Origin of the sequence: Coprococcus sp. RTP21204st1_G4_RTP21204_210225, from assembly GCF_040915385.1 — a bacterium.
GTDB lineage: Bacteria > Bacillota > Clostridia > Lachnospirales > Lachnospiraceae > Allocoprococcus > Allocoprococcus comes.
The window spans coordinates 205,608-226,186 of the sequence record NZ_JBCPDP010000002.1 but is presented as its reverse complement, the minus strand read 5'-3'; the positions used below and the strand labels follow the sequence as shown (position 1 = coordinate 226,186).

Below are 20,579 nucleotides of genomic sequence, written 5' to 3'. Positions count from 1 at the left end.
CCTTCTTTATCTAGGAACTTCCACCATCTTGAATGCTTCTACCTGGTCTCCTTCTTTGACATCGTTGAAACGTTCAAATACAAAACCACATTCATATCCGGCTTTAACTTCCTTCACATCATCTTTGAAACGCTTTAATGAAGCAAGCTTTCCATCATAGATCACAACGCCGTCACGAACGATTCTTGCCTGGCAGTCACGTTCAAATGTACCGTCAAGGACATAAGATCCTGCAATTGTTCCGACTCCGGAAGCCTTGAATGTCTGACGTACTTCGGCATGGCCAAGTACCTTTTCTTCAAATACAGGCTCAAGCATACCCTTCATGGCTGCTTCAACGTCTTCGATCGCATTGTAGATGACACGGTACAGTCTCACATCAACGCCTTCACGTTCTGCCGTTTCCTTTGCAGTTGCGTCCGGACGTACATTGAATCCGATAATGATCGCATTGGATGCTGCTGCAAGCGTAACGTCAGATTCATTGATCGCACCAACACCACCATGGATGATCTTGACAACGACTTCTTCATTGGAAAGTTTGACAAGGCTCTGCTTGATCGCTTCTACAGATCCCTGTACGTCTGCTTTTACAACGATTCCAAGTTCTTTTAAGTTGCCTTCCTGGATCTGGTTGAACAGATCATCCAGAGACATCTTGGACTTGGTTTCTTCCAGTTTCTTGATCTTGTTCTGACTGATGAATGTCTCTGCAAAGCTTCTTGCATCTTTATCATTCTTGCAGCCAACAAATACTTCACCTGCATTCGGCACATCATTAAGACCGAGGATCTCAACCGGCATAGAAGGACCTGCTTCTTTTACACGGCGTCCCTGGTCATCCATCATGGCACGTACTTTACCATATGCAGAACCTGCTGCGATCGGATCTCCGACACGGAGTGTACCCTTCTGTACAAGAACGGTTGCAACCGGTCCTTTTCCTTTGTCAAGCTCAGCCTCAATTACAAGACCTCTTGCGCGGCGGTTCGGATTTGCTTTCAGTTCCATCACTTCTGCGGTAAGAAGAACCATTTCCAGAAGCTCTTTGATTCCTTCTCCTGTATGAGCAGATACCGGTACACAGATGGTGCTTCCGCCCCAGTCTTCCGGAATCAGTTCATATTCGGTCAGTTCCTGTTTTACACGGTCGATATTGGCACTTGGCTTGTCGATCTTGTTGATCGCAACTACGATCTCGATCCCTGCTGCCTTTGCATGGTTGATCGCTTCTACAGTCTGCGGCATGACACCGTCATCTGCTGCAACAACCAGAATTGCAATATCGGTAGAATTTGCACCACGCATACGCATTGCGGTAAATGCTTCATGTCCCGGTGTATCGAGGAAGGTGATTTTCTCACCGTTGATTTCCACAACTGAAGCACCGATATGCTGTGTGATTCCACCTGCTTCTCCTGCGATGACATGGGTATCACGGATCTTGTCAAGAAGAGAGGTTTTACCGTGGTCAACGTGTCCCATAACGCAGACTACCGGCGGACGTTTCTTCATTTTCTTTTCGTCTTCTTCGTCTTCTTTCAGAAGTTCTTCGATCACATCGACTACTTCTTCTTTTTCACAGAGCACATCGAATTCCAGAGCGATTTCTTCAGCTGTCTCGTAATCAATTTCCTGGTTGACTGTTACAATCTTGCCCTGCATGAATAGTTTCTTAACGATTACAGATGGCTGGATCTTCATTGCATCTGCAAGTTCCTGGATTGTAAGTACTTCCGGAATTGTGATCTGCTTGATCTGCTCCTCCACAACCTCTTTCTTCGGCTGTGGTTTTACCATTTTCGGCTGAGCGTTATTGTTTTTGCCCTTTTTGCCTTTCTGCAGTCTGTCTTCGTTCTCTTCATTTCTGTTATATTCTTTCTTCTTGTGCGCATCTTTTGGTTTGTTGCGGCTTGGTTTCTGTTCTGCGATTGCAGGTGCCGGAATAGACGGGCTGGATTTTCTTCTGTCGTCACGGCGTCCGCCATCACGCATCTCTCTTCCGTCTCTGTTATCACGGTTATCTCGATTATCTCTTCTGTCTCCGCGGTTCTGGAATCCGCCATCTCTTCTTCCATCACCCGGGCGTCCCTGTCTCTGATCCTGACTGTTTCTTGGTCCGTTTGGATTTCTGCGCTGTCTGTTATCACGGTTTTCTCCCTGCGGACGATCCTGTCTGTTTCCGTTCTGCGGACGTCCCTGGCCATTTCCATTACCCTGCGGGCGTTCCTGTCTGTTTCCGTTCTGCGGACGTCCCTGGCCATTTCCCTGCGGGCGTCCCTGGCTGTTACCATTCTGTGGGCGTTCCTGTCTGTTTCCATTGCCCTGTGGGCGTCCCTGACCATTTCCATTGCCTTGCGAGCGCTGTCCGTTTCGACTGCCCTGCTGGCGTCCCTGACCATTACGGCCTCTTCCGCCGCCCTGTGAGTTCTGCGGTCTGAAAACCTGAACGATATTTTTCTTCTTCGGGGTATCTTCAGAAGTTTTTTCACTTTTTACTGCATCAATCTGTTCATCTGAAAGTGTACTCATATGACTTGCCACCTCAATTCCTTTATCTTTTAATATAGAGAGTATTTCTTTGTTTGTCTTATTCATCTGTTCTGCCAGTTCATATACTCTTAATTTTGCCATAAATCTACCTCCTGTATACAGTTCCTATTATCCTTCTTCCATATCCAGATGTTTTCTGATTCCTTTTGCAAACCCTGCATCTGTTACTGCAAGCGAAGCGCGGAACTCTTTTCCCATCGCATGGCCCAGGGTATCTTTATCTTCAAAAAAGTATATTGGCACTTTATAAAAATCACACATGTTCTGAAATTTCTTTTTTGTATTGTCCGATGCGTCGTCTGCCACAATCACCAGATGCGCGCGTCCTTCTTTGACTTCTTTTTCTGTCATGAATTCCCCGCTCTTTGTCTTGCCGGCTTTGGTCGCCAGACTGATCATCGATAATGCTCTATTTATGTTCAAGCTGCTCCAGCTCCTTTTCCAGATTTTCGTATATCTCTTTTGGTATCGCCTGTTTGAAAGAACGTTCCAATCCTTTATTCTTTATTGCTTCCTGCAAACATTTTCCGGAAAAGCACAGATATGCCCCGCGCCCGTTCTTACGTCCGGTTGCGTCCAAAATGAATTCGCCTTCTGCTGTTTTCAGAACACGCAGCATTTCTTTTTTATTCTTCATTTCCTGACATCCCACGCATTTACGCATCGGGATCTTTTTGGTCGTACTCAAATAATCACCTCTGTCTATTCTTCATACAGATCAAGATCATCTGCTACTTCTTCCTCTGATTCTTCATCAGCAGAATATTCTTTGTCTGAATACTCTTCCTCCTGATAATCATCTTCATAATTCTCAGCCATATTCATATAATCTGCCGGAAGTTCGCCAGACTCGATCGCCTGTGTTTCGTTCTTGATATCGATCTTATATCCGGTCAGTCTTGCTGCAAGACGTGCATTCTGACCTTCTTTACCGATTGCAAGTGAAAGCTGGTAATCCGGTACAATTACACTTGCTGTTCTCTCATCCGGATCAGCCATTACAGAAATAACCTTCGCCGGGCTGAGTGCATTCTCGATCAGGATTGCCGGGTTATCACTCCAGTTGATGATATCAATCTTTTCACCGCGGAGTTCATTTACAACGGCTCCGACTCTGGCACCGTTCATACCAACGCATGCTCCAACCGGATCTACATCCGGGTCGTTAGACCATACTGCGATCTTGGTACGGGAACCTGCTTCTCTTGCAATGCTCTTGATCTCTACAATACCATCACGCACCTCGGTTACTTCCGCCTCAAAAAGACGCTTAACCAGTTCCGGATGTGTTCTTGATACAAGGATCTTTGGTCCTTTTGTCGTGTTCTTCACCTCTACAACGTAAAGTTTGATACGCTCTGTCGGCTCGAATTTCTCACCTTTTACCTGCTCATTCTCAGTAAGGATCGCATCTGCTTTTCCAAGGTTTACACTGACATTCTTGCCAATATATCTCTGAACCACACCTGTCACGATATCTTTTTCTTTTTCAAAGTACTGATCATATACAACTTTTCTTTCTTCTTCGCGGATCTTCTGAAGAATCAGGTTCTTTGCATTCTGTGTCGCGATACGTCCGAAAGATTTGGACTCAACCGGGATCTGTACGATGTCACCGATCTCATAAGAAGGATCGATCATCTTCGCATCTGCAAGACTGATCTGTTCTACTTTGTCCTCTACTTCTTCTACAACGGTCTTCTCCTGGATCAGAGTGTAATCGCATGTCTCCTTATCCATAATTACTTTGATATTGTCTGCTTTTCCGAAATGATTCTTACATGCATTGATCAGTGAATTCTCAATGGCATCCATCAGAGTATCTCTGCTGATATCTTTTTCCTCTTCAAGAATTGTAAGTGCTTCTAATAATTCGGTATTCATTTCCTTCTTCCTCCTGTCACTAGAAATCGAACGCCAGACGGATCAGTGCGATGTCTGCTTTATCAAATGTCATCGTTTCGCCGTCTTCATATTCAATGGTAACTGTATCTTTATCATAATCTTTTAAGATTCCAATAAACTCTTTCTGTCTGTCGATTGCCCGGTAAGTACGAACCTCTACTTCTTCTCCCAGGCTTCTTGCAAAGTCTTTTTCTTTCTTCAGCGGTCTGCCAAGTCCCGGCGAACTCACTTCCAGAATATACGCTTCATCGATAAAATCCTTCTCATCCAGAATGTCTGAAAGTTCCCGGCTTACAACCTCACAGTCATCGACCATAATTCCTCCCGGCTTATCAATATAAGCACGCAGGTACCAGTTTCCGCCCTCTTTTACATATTCTACATCCCAGAGATCAAATCCATGCTTTTCCACGATTGGGTTCAGAATCTCTTCTGTTTTCTGTTCATATACTTCTTTTTTTGACAATCTGCAACTTCCTTTCTTAATCAGGCTCCAAAAATCTGTCCGATTTTGGTTGTATGACTGGCAAAAAGAAGAGTGAACTTTCGTCCACTCTTCTGCCAGATTTCTTATGTAACTGCATACAGTATAGCACTACTTTTCCTGAAATGCAAGGATTTTTAAAATATATGCCTGATTCTCTTTGTAAAGACGCTTTCCGTCGTTCTCCTTCAGCCATTTTACAACCTGGATATCTGCTGCCCAGTCATCTGCCCAGACTTCATCACCTTCGCCACGCGCCGCCGCTTTTTCTGCGATGTATCCCGCCGGGTCTTCCGTAAGATCTTTCAGTACTTCATATGCTTTTTCGTTCTTATCATCCAGATCCTGTATCAAAACAACGGTTTCTGTATCCGGTGTCTTTCCATCGAGTGCCTGCAGCTGTTCATTATATTTTTCCAGATTCTCCAGGCTGTCCTTCGCATCCTCCAGACATTCTGTCAGGATTTCGATCTCCGTTTTTCCAGTACCACCCTTTGCAACCGAGCGGATAGATATTTCTGAATCAGCAGTCGTCTTTTTCAGCTCTGCCCGAATCCTTTCCTCATCGTGATCCATTCTTCCGATATCATATCCAAAGTAAAAACCGCCAATTCCAATCACAACAAGAAGAACGATTGCAAAAATTCTTTTTCCGGATTTTTTCTTTTTCATCTTCCGTCCTCCTTACCCTAATATCGTACCTGCTATAATTCCAAGGATCATTCCGCCGATCCCGGTTCCCGCAAGCGCCGCAAGATATAAGAGTACCTTCACCGCTTTGGATTTCTCCTTTTTCACCTTTGGAAGTGCCGGACCAGGCTCCGGTGTTCGCCTCTCCTGCGTCTGTTCCGGTGTCTCCTGCCGCGGCATTCTTTCGATTTCTTCTTGTGTCGGATAGGCAAACGGCATCACATCTGCTTCAAGAGCTGAAAATAATTTTCCATCGATCCACTGAAAATACTGCCAGATCGCCGCATCAAACATCCGGTGGGTGTCCAGAAAATGATACCAGGATTCCACAAAGGTTTTTGTTCGGAAATATTCTCTATACGCCGGTTCCTCCAGAATATCCTTCCAATGATACAGCTTATTCCGTTCCTTTTCATTCAAATACAGACTGATGCACTGCTCCATGATTTTCCGGACCTCACGGTCATCCGCGCCTTGTCGCTCAGAAGCATCCGCCATATTCTGGAACTGACGGGTCCAGTCACCGTCCCATGTCTGGAAATCTTCCTCTAACTGTACAGGTGGCTCTCCTGCCTCTTCTTCCCGGAAACTTTCCTCAGAATCTTCGTCAGAATGCACAGGAAGTTCTTCATACTGCGCAGAAGATTCTTCTGACTGTACATCTTCTTTCTGAGGATTTTCCATGTAAGCCTCTTCCGGGTTTCTCTCCGGCTCTGCATAATTCCATGTTTCAGATTCCGCTACTTTTTCCTGCTCCGCTGCTCCCATCTCCATCCGCCGCGGCTCTTCCGGCATCTGTGGCTCTTCCCCTCTTCCCGCATTGCGCTCCGCCCACGCAAGCGCCTCTTCATAGGCATCGTGGATCCTCTGGAATTCCTCCGGGTGTTCTTCCGGGTGGAACTCCCGGGACTTCGCCGCATACGCCCGCTTTATCGTTTTCTTTTCCGTTGTTGGTTCAATCCCAAGTACCGTAAAACAGTTCATCACTGCTGCCTCCTCCACTCATCATACAGATAAGCTTCTATCTTGACCGGCACCGATCTCTTCGGTGTATTCTCCACAATATCCAGAAGCTCACTTGTCCTTATATACGCCTTCTCGATCGTCCGCAGATCCTGTGCATTTAATGCAACTGAAAAATCTGCCAGGATCTTGTCCAGATATTTTCGGATTTCTCCGGTGTTTTCTTCGTAAAGACGGTCTCCTCTCTCCATCAGAAGCCGGTTCTTTTCCTGCTCTCTTGGGTGGATCTTAATCTTCTGCAGCTCTTTTCTTCTTTCCTCAATCTGCTCTGGTGTCAGATGGATATTTTTGTTGACGATCACCTTACTGAAATGCTCCTTGGTGCTCACCACGGTCACATCCACTTCCAGAATTCCGTTAATGTCATAGGTAAATCGGACATCCACCGCTTCCCTCTGATCCTCTCTTCTTGCCAGCGGCACCGGCACACGGATCCGCCCGAGCTCCAGATTCTGGTCTGCATAGCGGTGCTCGCCCTGTAAAATCGTGATATCACAGTATTCCTGGAACTGATGTACCGTCCAGTATCGCTCCACCCGGCTGATCGGAAGAACCGAATTTCGCTCAATGATCGGAGACATGATCGCCGGTCCCTTGGTATCTCCGTGAATGATCTCGGTTCCAAGTGTAAACGGACAGATGTCTGTAAGAAGTACATCCCGCACTGCCTGCTGCCGCTCCTTGATTCCGGCATACATTCCGGCGCCGACCGCAACCGCAACATCCGGATCGATCTCACACCGCGGTCTTTTACCACTCAAAAACTGCAGATAATTCTGCACGATCTTCATCTTACCGGATCCACCGATCATAATGATCTCGTCAATATCCTCCCATCCATAACCACTGTCGTTCATCGCCCGTTTCAGCGGAATCCCGATTCCTTCCAGCAGCTTTGCAGACACCTCCAGAAGTCCTTTCGCATCCAGTTTCATCTGGTAAATCTGTCCGCCGATCACAACCTCCATCTCGCCCTCCGGCGCATCAGTCAGTGTACGTTTCAGCTTCTCACTCTCCCGGATCAGGCTGGCTCTTTCTTCATTAGTGATCTTTCCTTCATCAATCCGATTGACACTTAGGAATTTTTCCGCAATTGCACGGTTCACATCATCCCCACCGAGATGATTGTCTCCGGCAACTGCCACAATCTCGATCACACTGTCAAATGCATCTACGATCGAGATATCCAGAGTTCCTCCGCCAAAATCAAACACCAGAAAGGTCTGATCCTCCTTAGTCTTTCCAAAGCGATAGGCAAGTGCTGCCGCCGACGGCTCATTGACCAGACGCTCCACAGTAAGTCCGGCAAGCTCTCCTGCCATCTTCGTCGCATTTCTCTGAAAATCATTAAAATACGCCGGGACACTGATGACTGCCTCTTCAACCGGCTCACCCAGGTATTTTTCCGCATCTTCTTTCAGCTGCCGCAGGACCATGGACGACAGATCTGCCGCTGTAAACCGCCTGTTTCCAAGCATAAATGTCTTCTCTGTCCCCATAAAACGCTTGAAACTTGCCACTGTACTTTCCGGATGGGAGATCAGACGCTCTTTCGCCGTTCTCCCTACCAGCATCTCACCGTTCTCATCAATTCCTACTACCGACGGTGTTAAATATTCTCCCAGATTATTTGGAATCAACGTGCATTTATCATCCTGCCACACGCTTACCAGACTGTTTGTTGTTCCAAGATCAATTCCTACCGTTGCCATATGACCGACCTACTTTCTCATTCGTGTTCCTGTTCCATCTCTTTTCGCCCGTTTCAAACGGTTCAGTGTCACTTCTTTTTCATGGAAGATCACCTTGCTCTCCGTTCCTTCTTCAAACAGATATACCTCTTCCACACTGTCATTTTTCTGTAATTTCATACCGCGCACACCAACTGCACCCTTTTTCTTCTCCGAAACTTCTTCCGCCGGGAAACGGAGCACAAATCCATTCTCCGTCATCAGAACTACATCCTGCACATCCCGGATCGGCCGGATACTTACCAGTGCATCTTCATCCTGCAGTTTCGTTGCCGCAATTGTCCGCTTAGTTACCTGGAATTCACTTCCTGCCACCTTTTTGATCATTCCCTGCTTCGTGACAAACAGGAATTTTGAGAAAAAGAGTTCTCTGTCATCACACAGATATACGATTTCTTCTTTTGTACTGTCAAAATTACTTACATTGTCGATTGGAAATCCTTTGTCCCTGAATTTTCCATAAGGGAGATCCATCACTTTGATCTGATGCATCTTACCATCCGATGTAAAAAGACACAACTTGCCGGTATTCATACAGCGCAGAATATACTTATTCTCCTTATCTGCCGCTTCCCGGTTACGTTCATAGACGGATCCATCCACCGTCTTTGCATAACCAAAGCGGTCCATCAGAAGGACAACCTCCTGCTCCTGTACTTTATTTTCCTCAAACACAGCTTCTTCTGCATTCTCGATCTTCGTTTTACGCTTCACGGCATATTCTTTTTTCAGCGCATCCAGATCATCAATGATCACCTGCGCCATAGAATCATAATTATTCAGAATATCCTCATATTTTGCAATATTTGCAAGCGTTGTCTCATGCTCCTTCATCAGCGCCTCGATTTCCAGACCGATCAGCTTGTACAGACGCATCTCCAGAATTGCCTGTGCCTGCCGGTCGGTAAACCGGAGCATGGATGCCATCTTCTCAGATCTTTTCGACTTAAACTTGATCTTCTCTGTCGCACCTGTTGTCAGACATTCTTTTGCATCCCTGATGGACGAGCTTCCACGCAAGATCTCAATGATCAGGTCGATCACGTCACACGCCTTGATCAGACCCTCCTGGATTTCTTTTTTATCCTGCTCTTTTTTCAGCAGCGTCTTGTATTTTCTGGTTGCAAGTTCAAACTGGAAATCTACATGATGTTCGATGATACGTTTGAGTCCCAGTACTTCCGGTCTGCCATCGGCTACCGCAAGCATATTGACACCAAAGGTATCCTCCAGTCTGGTCTTTTTATAAAGCATGTTGATCAGATTGTCCACATCTGCATCACGCTTCACTTCAATTACAATACGGATTCCTTCCTTGGAAGACTGATTGGAAATGTCTACGATGTCACTGGTCTTCTTTGTCTCCACCAGATTGCAGACATCGTTCAGAAATTTACCGATTCCGGCTCCGATCATGGTGTACGGGATTTCGGAAATGACGATCTTCTTCCGTCCGCCTTTTATCTCTTCCACATCTACTTTTCCACGAATCTTGATCTTTCCGGTTCCAGTCTCATAAATTTCTGCCAGATCATCTTTATTGACGACAATCCCGCCTGTCGGGAAATCCGGTCCTTTGATGTACTTCATCAGCTGTTTTGTCGTGATGTCATTGTTCTTCATGTATGCCTTAACCGCATCCACAATCTCACCCAGGTTATGTGTCGGAATACTGGTTGCCATACCAACTGCGATTCCTTCCGCACCGTTCAGCAGAAGGTTCGGAATTCTTACCGGAAGAACTGCCGGCTCTTTTTCTGTCTCATCAAAATTCGGTACAAAATCAATGATATCTTTGTCCAGATCGGCAAGATATGCCTCCTGTGTGATTTTCGCCAGTCTTGCTTCAGTATAACGCATGGCTGCAGCCCCGTCTCCTTCAATGGAGCCGAAGTTTCCATGACCATCTACCAGGATCATTCCTTTTTTGAATTCCTGTGCCATAACAACCAACGCTTCATAGATCGAGCTGTCTCCATGTGGATGATATTTACCCATGGTATCCCCGACAATACGCGCGCATTTACGGTATGGTCTGTCATAACGGATTCCCAGCTCATACATGTCATAGAGTGTTCTTCTCTGTACCGGTTTCAAACCATCCCTGACATCCGGGAGGGCTCTGGAAATGATAACACTCATGGCATAGTCAATATATGATTTTTTCATCAGCTCCGAATATTCCGTCCGGATGATCTGTGACTCTTCCATTTTCTCTTACCTCTTCTAGTTTATGTTTTCTGATGCACAGACTTTCCCCTTTTGAAAATCCATGCCTTTCCGATCTGTTTTTAAATATCCAGTTCTGCCTCTGTCGCATTTTCATAAATAAATGCGCGGCGCGGCGGAACTTCTGTTCCCATCAACATCTCTGTTACACCGGATGCCATACGTGCATCCTCGATCTCGATCCGTTTCATCATTCGAGTTTCCGGGTTGAGGGTTGTCTCCCAGAGCTGCTCTGCATCCATTTCACCCAGACCTTTGTATCGCTGCAGGGTAAAGTCGGAATGTGTCTTTCTATATCTCTCCAGTGCCTTATCATCGTAAAGGTACTCTTCTTCTCCCTTTTTCGGCATTGCCTTATAAAGCGGCGGCATTGCCACGTAGACATGACCTTCGTATATCAGTTCCGGCATAAACCGGTAGAATAAGGTCAGCAACAGTGTGGAAATATGCGCTCCATCCACATCCGCATCCGCCATGATGATAATCTTGTCATACCGCAGCTTTGTGATATCAAAGTCATTACCGTATCCCTCTGAAAATCCACATCCGAATGCATTGATCATGGTCTTGATCTCGGCATTTGCCAGAACCTTATCGATGCTTGCTTTTTCCACGTTCAGGATCTTTCCACGGATCGGCAGGATTGCCTGATACATTCTGTCGCGGGCAGTCTTTGCGCTTCCTCCCGCAGAATCTCCCTCAACGATGAAGATTTCACATTTGGATGCATCCCTGCTCTCACAGTTGGCAAGCTTACCGTTACTGTCAAAAGAATATTTCTGCCTGGTCAGAAGATTCGTCTTTGCCTTTTCCTCGGTCTTACGGATCTTTGCTGCTTTTTCCGCACAGGAAAGAACCTTTTTCAGTGTCTCCAGATTCCGGTCAAAGAAACGCGGGATCTCATCACTGGTCACCTTTCCGGTCGCTTTTGCCGCATCCTGGTTGTCCAGCTTTGTCTTGGTCTGTCCCTCAAATCTCGGATCCGGGTGCTTGATCGATACGATCGCCGTCATTCCGTTCCGTACATCCGCACCGGTAAAGTTGGCATCCTTATCCTTTAACACACCAATTTCACGGGCATACTGGTTCATGATCGTCGTAAATGTCGTCTTGAACCCGGTCAGATGAGTTCCCCCTTCCGCATTATAAATATTGTTGCAGAAACCTAATACATTTTCATGAAATTCATTCACATACTGGAATGCAACTTCCACTTCGATACCTTCTGCTTCTCCTTTATAGTAAACCGGATAGTGGATCACTTCTTTTTTGGAATTCAGATCCTTGATAAATCCAATGATCCCATCCGGTTCATGATACTCGATCCTCTCTTCCTGTGTCTTTCTTTTATCTGTAAATATAATCGTCAGTTCCGGATTCAGGTAGGCTGTCTCATGCAGTCGGCTCTTGATCTCTTCCTCTTTAAATCTCGTCTTCTCGAAAATTGTCGGATCCGGAAGAAAATTGACACAGGTTCCGGTCTTTTTGGTCTTTCCGATCACCGGAAGAAGCCCATCCTCCAATTCTACCACCGGAATTCCTCTCTCATAACGGTCGTGGTGGACCGCACCGTCACGACTGATCTTTACATCCATATAAGTAGATAGTGCATTAACAACCGAAGAACCTACTCCGTGCAGACCGCCACTTGTCTTGTATGCCGAATCATCGAACTTACCTCCCGCATGTAGGGTGGTATATACGATTCTGGCCGCCGATACTCCTTTTGCATGCATACCTACCGGCACACCGCGTCCATTATCTGTTACCGTTGCAGAACCGTCCTTTTCCAGTGTCACCTCTATCTGTGAACAAAATCCTGCCAGATGCTCATCTACCGCATTATCTACAATTTCGTACACCAGGTGGTTAAGCCCCTTGGTACTGACGCTTCCAATATACATTCCCGGTCTTTTCCGGACGGCTTCAAGTCCTTCCAGAATGGTAATACTCTCCGCGTCATATGTAGTCTTTTTTGCCATTTTCTTTCTCTCCTCTTATGATCTATCCTAAAATATCCAGGTAAAATCCTGCGGCAGCAGCCTCCTTACAATTTCCCGGATTCCCTGATCTGTTTCTTCAATTCAGTAAGAAAAATTCTATCTCAATTTCAATCCTCTTGTCAAGCCAAATTGACCTTCCCTGCCATTATAACATATTTTATATCATTAAACTTCTGTAGTTTCCATTCTGTCATAAGAATACTCCCTCTATCGTCCGGTCAGCACACTATTTAAAAGGTCTGCCAGCACCTCCATAGCATTTCGCATTTCCTCTACCGTGTTGGTCTGCGCGCCCGCCTCAATAAGAAGCATCCGCGGCATCAGATCCATATTGTATTTATAGCCGCGAAGATAGTTTCTCCTTGCAAATCCCGGATATTTTGTTTCTGCCGCAATCTTCATCTGCAGGGAAAATGCAAGATTATCCTGCAAATATGGATTGGCCATTCCGGCAAGGTCTCCGTTTACCCGCGTCCGGCTAAGTCCGTTAAAAAACATGATCTGTGCCGTCGGTTTCCCATTTATCTCTGTCACCAGATGCGTAGTATCCGCCACGCCGTCTCTATGCAGATCGATCACCACTTCGATACTCGGATTTTCCGCAAGGATCTGTTCCACCTCAGGTTTGGCAAATTCATAGGCCTCGCTCCGGTCCAGTTTCCCATTGATCAGATCATATACACCCTCATGATGCATGGTCGGAATCTTGTATTTGTTATTTAAAATCTCCGTCAGATAACGCCCGATCCCTACAATTGAGGTGGACGGATCATTGTCCGAATCTGCAAATGTCTCCTGGGAATGGGTGTGATAGATCAGGATTTTCGAACCGCCCGTACTCAGATCGATCCTCAAATCCTTTCCAAGCAGCTCCGAAGCGTTCAACTCCGAAGGATTGATATAAGTCACGCTGTCCACCGTATAAAAATTGCTCACAAGATATTCAAAATCATTTAGCCGCTCCATCGAAAGATCCATCGTCGGTACGGACGCCTGCCTTGTCTCTTCACTTTTATCTTTCCCGATAAGCTGTCCATTTTCATCCACCGAATTTTCTTCTTCTGCCTGCTTTTTTGCAAGAATCGCATAGGTAGCCTCATCTTCTGTCAGAAGCTCTGCCGCCTCCCGTTCAGTCACATAATTGCCAAGAGGAATCAGGGCAGATGCCATGTGGACAACAGCCTCCGTCACCCGGATTTCCCCTTGTTTTTTTTCCGTATATGTAACTCCCGGCATATAAAGCCGCTCCGCATTCTCCTGAACGCTCTGGATCATTCTGATCTTCCAGGACTTCGGGATCAGTGAACCGCTGCTTTTTGCTTCCAGTCCCCAGATTCCCAAAATCATAATGGCAAGAAGCACACAAATTCTCTGTTCTTTTTTCATCTGCGCGCCTCCCTGCCAGTTTCTGAAGATCACTGTAGCAAAACCATATCTTTCTAGACTGGATCCTGCCCCGGACCTTTTGTGTCATATTGACATAATATATGCAGCTCACTGCCTGATTATGTCGCTGAAGCTGCAAAAAGCATATTCAGTGCCTCCGAAATCGTATAACTGATTCGCCTGACGGTCTCATCAATATCTTTTGGTGTTACAAACATTCCATTTAAATGTGGCGCGATCAGTTCTTTGATCAGCTCATATTTTTCTGCCGGACTGTATCCTTTGATCACACTTGCCATGCCTTTTAAAGATTCAGATACTTCCACTGCACTAAGCAGATTATCCATCGTATCGCCTACAATGGTTGCCGCATCCACTACAGTCGGCACACCGATTGCAATCACCGGGATCCCGACTGTCTTTTCCGTAATTGCATTTCGGTGATTTCCCACCCCGGATCCCGGATTGATTCCCGTATCCGCAATCTGGATCGTCCGGTTCAGCCTTTTTGAATTTCTCGCTGCCAACGCATCGATCACCAGAAGGATATCCGGTTTTGTCTCTGCCACCACCCCCCGGATCACCTCCACAGTCTCCATTCCGGTCTGCCCCATAACCCCCGGCACGATCGCGCTGACCGACCAGACCTCATCTTCCCCTGTTGCATACTTTCCGTACTCCTCAATGATATGCCTTGTGATATGCAGGTTGTCTACCACATAAGGACCAAGTGCATCCGGTGTCACCTGGCGGTTGCCAAGACCGACCACCAGGATCTTTTCCATCTTTCTTTTAGGAAGCAGTTCTCCAATGAATTTCCGGAGCTGCTGTGAAATCTCCTCATGATATCCTTCATCGGGAACTGCCATTTCCGGTGCCTCGATCGTGATATAGCTGCCAACCGGTTTCCCCATCACTTTTGCTCCGTTTTCGGTCTCAATCCTCACGGTCGTGATGCGGATCTCATTTTCCTCATCATACTCTTCCGTCAAGATCACACCCTGGACCTCAACATGATCAGATTCAAACCGTTCCTTCTCTTCCAGCGCCAGATCCGTCCTGATATTATACTTTTCAACCATAGTCCTCTCCCATTTCTGTATTTTCTGTTTTATTCACTTAGTTTTTCGCAAAAAATTGGAATTATGTATTGACAAGCAATCTTTCTTCGCCTAAAATAAATAAGTGTGTTCGACGGATGTTCCGTGTCACTTTTCGTCGAATTCAATATTATGATTATATAATTTATGAAATGATAATTTGGAGGTGTCGGAAATGGCTAATATTAAATCCGCAAAAAAGAGAATTTTAGTAACTGAGACAAAGACAGCTAGAAATAAAGCAATCAAATCTAAAGTGAAAACTTATGTAAAGAAAGTTGAAACTGCTGTTGAAAAGAAAGACGTTGAAGCTGCAAAGGCTGCATTAAAAGAAGCAATCTCTGTAATCAACAAAGCAGGAAGCAAGGGTGTTTACCACAAAAATACTTGTGCAAGAAAAATCTCTCGTTTAACAAAAGCTGTTAACGAAATTGCTTAATTCCGGTTTCGAGATAAATAATGAATGATAAAAAGGCAGCCATCCCGTCAGTGGCTGTCTTTTTTGTTTTCATAAATCTTTCAAAAAAGAGTCTGTACTGAAATGCTGCTTGTATTCGGTACAGACTTTTTTTGTCTTCTGATTTTCTCTTATAATTTAGAATAACCGTAGCTGTTCACGATAGCTTCGATCCGCTGTCCTTCTCTGCACTTCGGGCAATCTTCCGGAGAATATGCTCTGTAATGCGGAAGATCACTGCTTGTGAAGATCGTATTGACTTCCATTCCTGCAATCTTGTTGACTGAACTGAAAATTGCGCTGATTCCGCAGACTCTTCCACCGTAGTAGAGAACAGACTCGATTGCTTGTTTGACAGATTTACCGGTTGTGATGGACGCTGCAAGGATCAGAACCTGTTTGTTCTCAACCATTCTCTGTTTGTTGTCACGGAACAGGATCTGTCCGTCCTGATACATCTCCGGGGTAATAATGGAAATGTTGTTTCCTTTGCTGAGTGAGTACTGGTTCTCATCGGCAAGCTGCTCGGCAAGGAAGGTTCCGATCACTTCTGTCTCTTCCATGCAAACGATGGTATCTACCGTTGTGTTAGAAAGGTAAGCTGCTGCAAGAACTTTTGCAGTTTCACGGGCGTTGTTGTGACGGGATTTGACCGTTGACATGTCGATGTAAGTGTTGATGTGGGAATGACTTGTTGCAAAGTGTCCTTTTAAAATTTTAATTCGCGCCTTTGGGTTTTTAGCGGAGCGAAGGTCTTCCAGTCTTTCATCCATTTCTAGTTCCTCCTTTAAGTTGTTTTGGTGGTTTTGACTGGTTTTAGTATAGCACAGAGGGATGGGTTGTGCAATATTGTATATTGTGGGGAGTATGGTGGAGGAATGAGACGGGATGGGTGTTTAGAGGGGACGCCAAACTGGCGCATAGCGCGGTTTGGCTGGGATGTGTTTGTGGAAGGACGGGACTTTTGTTTTGCGGGGACGCGGAATTGGCGCATAGCGCGATTTGGCTGGGGGTGGTTGTGGAAGGACGGGACTTTTGTTTTGAGGAGACTCCAAACTGGCGCATAGCGCGATTTGGCTGGGGGTGGTTGTGGAAGGACGGGACTTTTGTTTTGGGGGGACGCGGAATTGGCGCATAGCGCGATTCCGCTGGGTGTGGTTGTGAGTTTGTGGGTCGAATGATTTACATACAAGCCGGTCAGAGTCTCACAAGCAGAGCTTGTTCGACCGTTGGCGGCGCCAACTAACTAAGCAGAAATAGAAGGAGTCCCGGAAAAGCATGCGAGCATGTTTTTCCGGGACTCCTTCTATTTCCGCTTAGCTGACCGGCTTGTTACCTATCGCTTAGTTATTGATCAGTTTATCTTCACCATTCCAGCTGTAGAGTTTTCTGATTTCTTCTCCTACTACTTCTGATGGATGTTCTGCGGCTTTCTTTCTCATTGCTTTGAAGTGTACCTGACGTCCTGCCGGTGACATGTCGAGAAGGAATTCTTTTGCGAATGTTCCGTCCTGGATGTCTGAGAGGATCTTCTTCATTGCTTTCTTTGTATCTTCTGTGATGATCTTTGGTCCTGTGATGTAATCACCGTATTCTGCTGTGTTGGAGATTGAGTATCTCATTCCGGCGAATCCGCTCTGGTAGATCAGGTCTACGATGAGTTTCATTTCATGGATACATTCGAAGTATGCGTTTCTTGGATCGTATCCTGCTTCGCAAAGTGTTTCGAAACCTGTCTGCATAAGGGCGCATACACCACCGCAAAGTACAGCCTGTTCTCCGAAGAGGTCTGTTTCTGTCTCTACTCTATATGTTGTTTCAAGAAGTCCTGCTCTTGCTCCACCGATTGCAAGACCGTAAGCAAGTGCTCTGTCCCAAGCTTTTCCTGTGTAATCCTGTTCTACTGCGATCAGACATGGTGTTCCTTTTCCTGCCTGATATTCGCTTCTTACTGTATGTCCTGGTGCTTTTGGAGCGATCATTGTTACATCTACGTATGCCGGAGGTGTGATGCATCCGAAGTGGATGTTGAATCCGTGTGCGAACATCAGCATGTTACCTTCCTCAAGGTTTGGTTCGATGTCTTTCTTATACATATCAGCCTGAAGTTCATCGTTGATAAGGATCATGATGATATCAGCTTTCTTTGCAGCTTCTGCTGCTGTATATACTTCAAATCCCTGAGCTTCTGCTTTTGCCCATGATTTGCTTCCTTCGTAGAGACCGATAATGACATTGCATCCTGAATCTTTCAGGTTCAGTGCATGTGCATGTCCCTGGCTACCATATCCGATGATAGCGATTGTCTGTCCTTCTAATACTGATAAATTACAGTCTTCCTGATAAAAAATTCTTGCTGCCATTTTTTATTTCCTCCTATGACTTATTGAATTCTATAGAGTTAAAGGCTCCATGCCCCTAGCTTTCTTATGTAACTACTTCTGCATCCCTGAAGGTGCCACTTTCGAGCTCGTCGCTCTTTTCAAAACGTCTCTCTGCTTTAATCAAACATGATCACATCATCGCTTCCGCGCTTCAGTCCGGTAATACCGGTTCTTGCCAGCTCCAGGATCTCATATCCGTCCAGAAGCTCCATAAACGCTTTCAGCTTTGATTCGGTTCCCGTCAGTTCAATCATCAGACAGTCTTTTTCAACATCAACGATCTTCGCACGGAAAATATCTGCCAGTGAAATAAGTTCTGCTCTTTCAGATGCATTTGCACGAACCTTGATCATAACCAGTTCTCTGCATACTGAATTGCTGTCATTTAACGGCTTAATCTCGATCACATCTTCCATCTTGCGAACCTGCTTCTCGATCTGTGAAAGAATCTGTTCATCTCCACTTGCTACGATCGTGATCCTTGTAAATCTCGGATCTGCAGTTGTACCTGCGGTAATACTTTCAATATTGTACCCCCGTCTGCTGAACAATCCTGCCATACGGCTTAATAGTCCCGGATTGTTATAAACCAAAATTGAATAAGCTTGTTTTCTCATAACATACTCCTTTACTTTACAAAACAGAGTGCGTTCTGTTTTTTTATTGTAGCAATTGACACCACCTTTGTCAAGTAGCTTTCTAAAATTTTATCACTTTAATTCGATTTTATCAATTACAGGAACCTCTAATTATCGTTTTCACACTGATTTTTCCGGATTTTGTCAAAATATATCCTTTTATCATCTGGACATATAATTCTTCAATTGCCTGCCGGAGAAATCGTTTTTTGTCAAATTCGACTGTTGTCAGCTGCGGGCGGCAAATGAGTGCTGTTTCTTCTTTTCCGACTGCCATCACTTCAATTTCCTCCGGCACCTTGATTTCCAGATCATGCAGATAACCGACAGCCTCTGCTCCCTGTACGGCAGATGCAAATACGAGCATATCTGCGGATAAAGCAAGCCCTGCCAGCCGGATTTTATAGAACATTCTCCGCAGATCCCTGTCTTTTGGAATTTCCAGATATTGTTCTTCTTCAAGACAGCAGCCTTTTTTTGAAAATATTTTCTGCATTCCCTGCCATACCACTTTTCCGTACTCTTCCGTTCCATCCAGAAACCAGATTCTCTGTTTCTCTCTTTTAAACAGAAACCTTGCGACTTCCTCACCGGCTTTTCCGTAAATCCGGTCTGTTCTGTATATCGCAGCCACCGGAACTGCACACATCTGCCGGATTCTTGTACACTCCTCTTCATTGAGCCAGATACAGATAACCCCATCCAGTTTCCATACCGCCGCATATCGTACAAATTCTTCTGCTGTTTTTACAAAATGCAGCAGCATATAGTATTCCCTCTCATCCAGACTCTTCTCGATCTCACGCAGTATTTCTTCTAATTTTTCACTCTCCTGCTCCCATTCCTGCTTTTTTCCAACAACTACAGCAATCATCCCGGAAGATTTTCCGGAAAGGATACGTGCTCCCATGCTTGGAGCATATTTCTGTTCATCCAGGATCTCCTCTATCCTTTTTCTTGTCTTTCTTGATACTTTTTCCGTTCTTCCATGGATCACATTCGATACAGTTGTTGCACTCACTCCGGCTATTTTTGCAATATCTTTGATCCTGATTTTCCCCTCAGCCATTTCTTTCCCCCACTTATTTCTTTTGTTTTTTCTGTTTCTACTATCTTACACTTCTTTTCTTCTTTCTTACTAATTCGCATTTTTTCGACATCACCTGTAACTTTTCGATAAAATATTTTACAGATCATTGCCCGGATATCCACCTTGTGCTATCCTTAATCTGTTAAATAATTTTTCAGATACAGGAGATTGAATCATGGATGGTATTATATTTGACGTAGACGGCACACTCTGGGACTCAACCGAAGCAGTTGCCAGATCCTGGAATCAGGCGATAGAGGAGAATACAGATTTTTCCCTCTCACTTACAGCAGATTGGCTTAAGTCACTTTTTGGAAAAACAATGGATGAGATCACGCTTGCACTCTTTCCTTCCTGCCCAAAAGAAGAACGTGACCGGATCGGCTATCTTTGCTTTAACTATGAAAATCGGCTGCTTGAAACCGATCACGGTGTTCTTTACCCGGATGTTGCGCGGACACTGGAAAGCCTTTCTCAGAAAACCGACCTTTATATCGTCAGCAACTGCCAGTGTGGATATATCGAAGTTTTTCTAAAAACGATGGGACTCGGAAAATATATCAAAGATTTTTTATGCTTTGGTCAGACACAGGTTCCAAAAAATGAATCCATCCGTCTTCTGATGGAGCGCAATCATCTGCAGGATGTGGTTTATGTCGGAGATACTTCAGGTGATTTTGATGCCTGCCAGAAAGCAGACGTTCCTTTTATTTATGCTTCGTATGGATTTGGTGATATTCCGGATCCACCAAGACAGATTGGCGCAATCAGGGAACTTCCTGCTCTTCTTGGACTGTAGATTTTCTCTGTTTATGTTCCTGGTTCAGGATTATATAGCAGTTTTTTCCATCATTCAGCATCAGCAGAGTCTGCCACCGGTAGTTTC

General features: G+C 45.3%; 19 protein-coding genes. 2 read left to right on the top strand and 17 right to left on the bottom strand.

The annotated features are described in order from the left end of the window. Positions 1 to 6: 6 nt before the first annotated feature. From infB to gpr, 12 genes are all read right to left on the bottom strand, one after another. Entirely contained in the window at positions 7 to 2,634 is a 2,628-nt protein-coding gene (gene infB / locus AB5213_RS02780) for a translation initiation factor IF-2 (protein ID WP_215633710.1), read from the bottom strand. 27 nt (positions 2,635 to 2,661) lie between these two features. Continuing rightward, the gene (locus AB5213_RS02775) at positions 2,662 to 2,976 is read right to left on the bottom strand and encodes a ribosomal L7Ae/L30e/S12e/Gadd45 family protein (protein ID WP_243034348.1); all 315 of its coding nucleotides are present in this window, start codon (positions 2,974 to 2,976) and stop codon (positions 2,662 to 2,664) included. After that, entirely contained in the window at positions 2,963 to 3,241 is a 279-nt protein-coding gene (locus AB5213_RS02770; protein ID WP_117556499.1) for an RNase P modulator RnpM, read from the bottom strand. The genes AB5213_RS02775 and AB5213_RS02770 overlap by 14 nt, the downstream gene beginning before the upstream one ends. Positions 3,242 to 3,255: 14 nt before the next feature. Next, positions 3,256 to 4,437: a transcription termination factor NusA gene (nusA, locus tag AB5213_RS02765; protein ID WP_195412942.1), complete on the bottom strand. Its 1,182-nt coding sequence runs from the start codon at positions 4,435 to 4,437 to the stop codon at positions 3,256 to 3,258. A gap of 19 nt (positions 4,438 to 4,456) precedes the next feature. Continuing rightward, positions 4,457 to 4,924, bottom strand: coding sequence for a ribosome maturation factor RimP (gene rimP / locus AB5213_RS02760; protein WP_008369315.1), 468 nt, complete (start codon positions 4,922 to 4,924; stop codon positions 4,457 to 4,459). Between the two features lie 129 nt (positions 4,925 to 5,053). Next, on the bottom strand, positions 5,054 to 5,614 hold the full coding sequence (locus AB5213_RS02755) for a hypothetical protein (RefSeq protein WP_368276288.1): 561 nt from the start codon (positions 5,612 to 5,614) through the stop codon (positions 5,054 to 5,056). A 12-nt stretch (positions 5,615 to 5,626) separates the two neighbouring features. Further along, positions 5,627 to 6,616, bottom strand: a complete 990-nt coding sequence (locus AB5213_RS02750) for a DnaJ domain-containing protein (protein ID WP_368276287.1) — start codon at positions 6,614 to 6,616, stop codon at positions 5,627 to 5,629. Then, complete coding sequence (locus AB5213_RS02745) at positions 6,616 to 8,367, bottom strand: Hsp70 family protein (RefSeq protein ID WP_368276286.1); 1,752 nt, start codon at positions 8,365 to 8,367, stop codon at positions 6,616 to 6,618. The genes AB5213_RS02750 and AB5213_RS02745 overlap by 1 nt, the downstream gene beginning before the upstream one ends. A 9-nt stretch (positions 8,368 to 8,376) precedes the next feature. After that, the gene (locus AB5213_RS02740; RefSeq protein ID WP_008369323.1) at positions 8,377 to 10,617 is read right to left on the bottom strand and encodes a DNA topoisomerase (ATP-hydrolyzing) subunit A; all 2,241 of its coding nucleotides are present in this window, start codon (positions 10,615 to 10,617) and stop codon (positions 8,377 to 8,379) included. Between the two features lie 80 nt (positions 10,618 to 10,697). Next, the gene (locus AB5213_RS02735) at positions 10,698 to 12,617 is read right to left on the bottom strand and encodes a type IIA DNA topoisomerase subunit B (protein ID WP_368276285.1); all 1,920 of its coding nucleotides are present in this window, start codon (positions 12,615 to 12,617) and stop codon (positions 10,698 to 10,700) included. A 228-nt stretch (positions 12,618 to 12,845) separates the two neighbouring features. After that, positions 12,846 to 14,024, bottom strand: a complete 1,179-nt coding sequence (locus tag AB5213_RS02730; RefSeq protein WP_022220262.1) for a stage II sporulation protein P — start codon at positions 14,022 to 14,024, stop codon at positions 12,846 to 12,848. Positions 14,025 to 14,143: 119 nt separating this feature from the next. Then, a complete protein-coding gene (gene gpr / locus AB5213_RS02725) occupies positions 14,144 to 15,106 on the bottom strand; it encodes a GPR endopeptidase (RefSeq protein WP_117823782.1) in 963 nt (320 codons plus the stop codon). A gap of 193 nt (positions 15,107 to 15,299) precedes the next feature. Here gpr and rpsT point away from each other — a divergent pair, with 193 nt between their 5' ends. Beyond that, positions 15,300 to 15,563: a 30S ribosomal protein S20 gene (rpsT, locus tag AB5213_RS02720; RefSeq protein WP_173688486.1), complete on the top strand. Its 264-nt coding sequence runs from the start codon at positions 15,300 to 15,302 to the stop codon at positions 15,561 to 15,563. A 149-nt stretch (positions 15,564 to 15,712) separates the two neighbouring features. Here rpsT and AB5213_RS02715 read toward each other — a convergent pair whose 3' ends face one another. The 5 genes from AB5213_RS02715 to AB5213_RS02695 form a co-directional block, all read right to left on the bottom strand. Further along, positions 15,713 to 16,354 (bottom strand): orotate phosphoribosyltransferase, encoded by a 642-nt coding sequence (locus AB5213_RS02715; protein ID WP_008369334.1) that lies wholly within the window; start codon positions 16,352 to 16,354, stop codon positions 15,713 to 15,715. Positions 16,355 to 16,924: 570 nt separating this feature from the next. Further along, on the bottom strand, positions 16,925 to 17,944 hold the full coding sequence (gene ilvC / locus AB5213_RS02710) for a ketol-acid reductoisomerase (protein WP_008369340.1): 1,020 nt from the start codon (positions 17,942 to 17,944) through the stop codon (positions 16,925 to 16,927). 137 nt (positions 17,945 to 18,081) lie between these two features. Beyond that, complete coding sequence (gene ilvN / locus AB5213_RS02705; protein WP_008369341.1) at positions 18,082 to 18,582, bottom strand: acetolactate synthase small subunit; 501 nt, start codon at positions 18,580 to 18,582, stop codon at positions 18,082 to 18,084. Between the two features lie 112 nt (positions 18,583 to 18,694). Next, the gene (locus AB5213_RS02700) at positions 18,695 to 19,672 is read right to left on the bottom strand and encodes a LacI family DNA-binding transcriptional regulator (RefSeq protein WP_368276284.1); all 978 of its coding nucleotides are present in this window, start codon (positions 19,670 to 19,672) and stop codon (positions 18,695 to 18,697) included. Then, positions 19,630 to 19,815 carry a hypothetical protein gene (locus AB5213_RS02695; RefSeq protein ID WP_147339256.1) on the bottom strand — a complete coding sequence of 62 codons (186 nt, stop codon included), beginning with the start codon at positions 19,813 to 19,815 and terminating at the stop codon, positions 19,630 to 19,632. The genes AB5213_RS02700 and AB5213_RS02695 overlap by 43 nt, the downstream gene beginning before the upstream one ends. Positions 19,816 to 19,868: 53 nt before the next feature. Here AB5213_RS02695 and AB5213_RS02690 point away from each other — a divergent pair, with 53 nt between their 5' ends. Continuing rightward, positions 19,869 to 20,492 carry an HAD family hydrolase gene (locus AB5213_RS02690; protein ID WP_270205945.1) on the top strand — a complete coding sequence of 208 codons (624 nt, stop codon included), beginning with the start codon at positions 19,869 to 19,871 and terminating at the stop codon, positions 20,490 to 20,492. Positions 20,493 to 20,579: the final 87 nt, after the last annotated feature.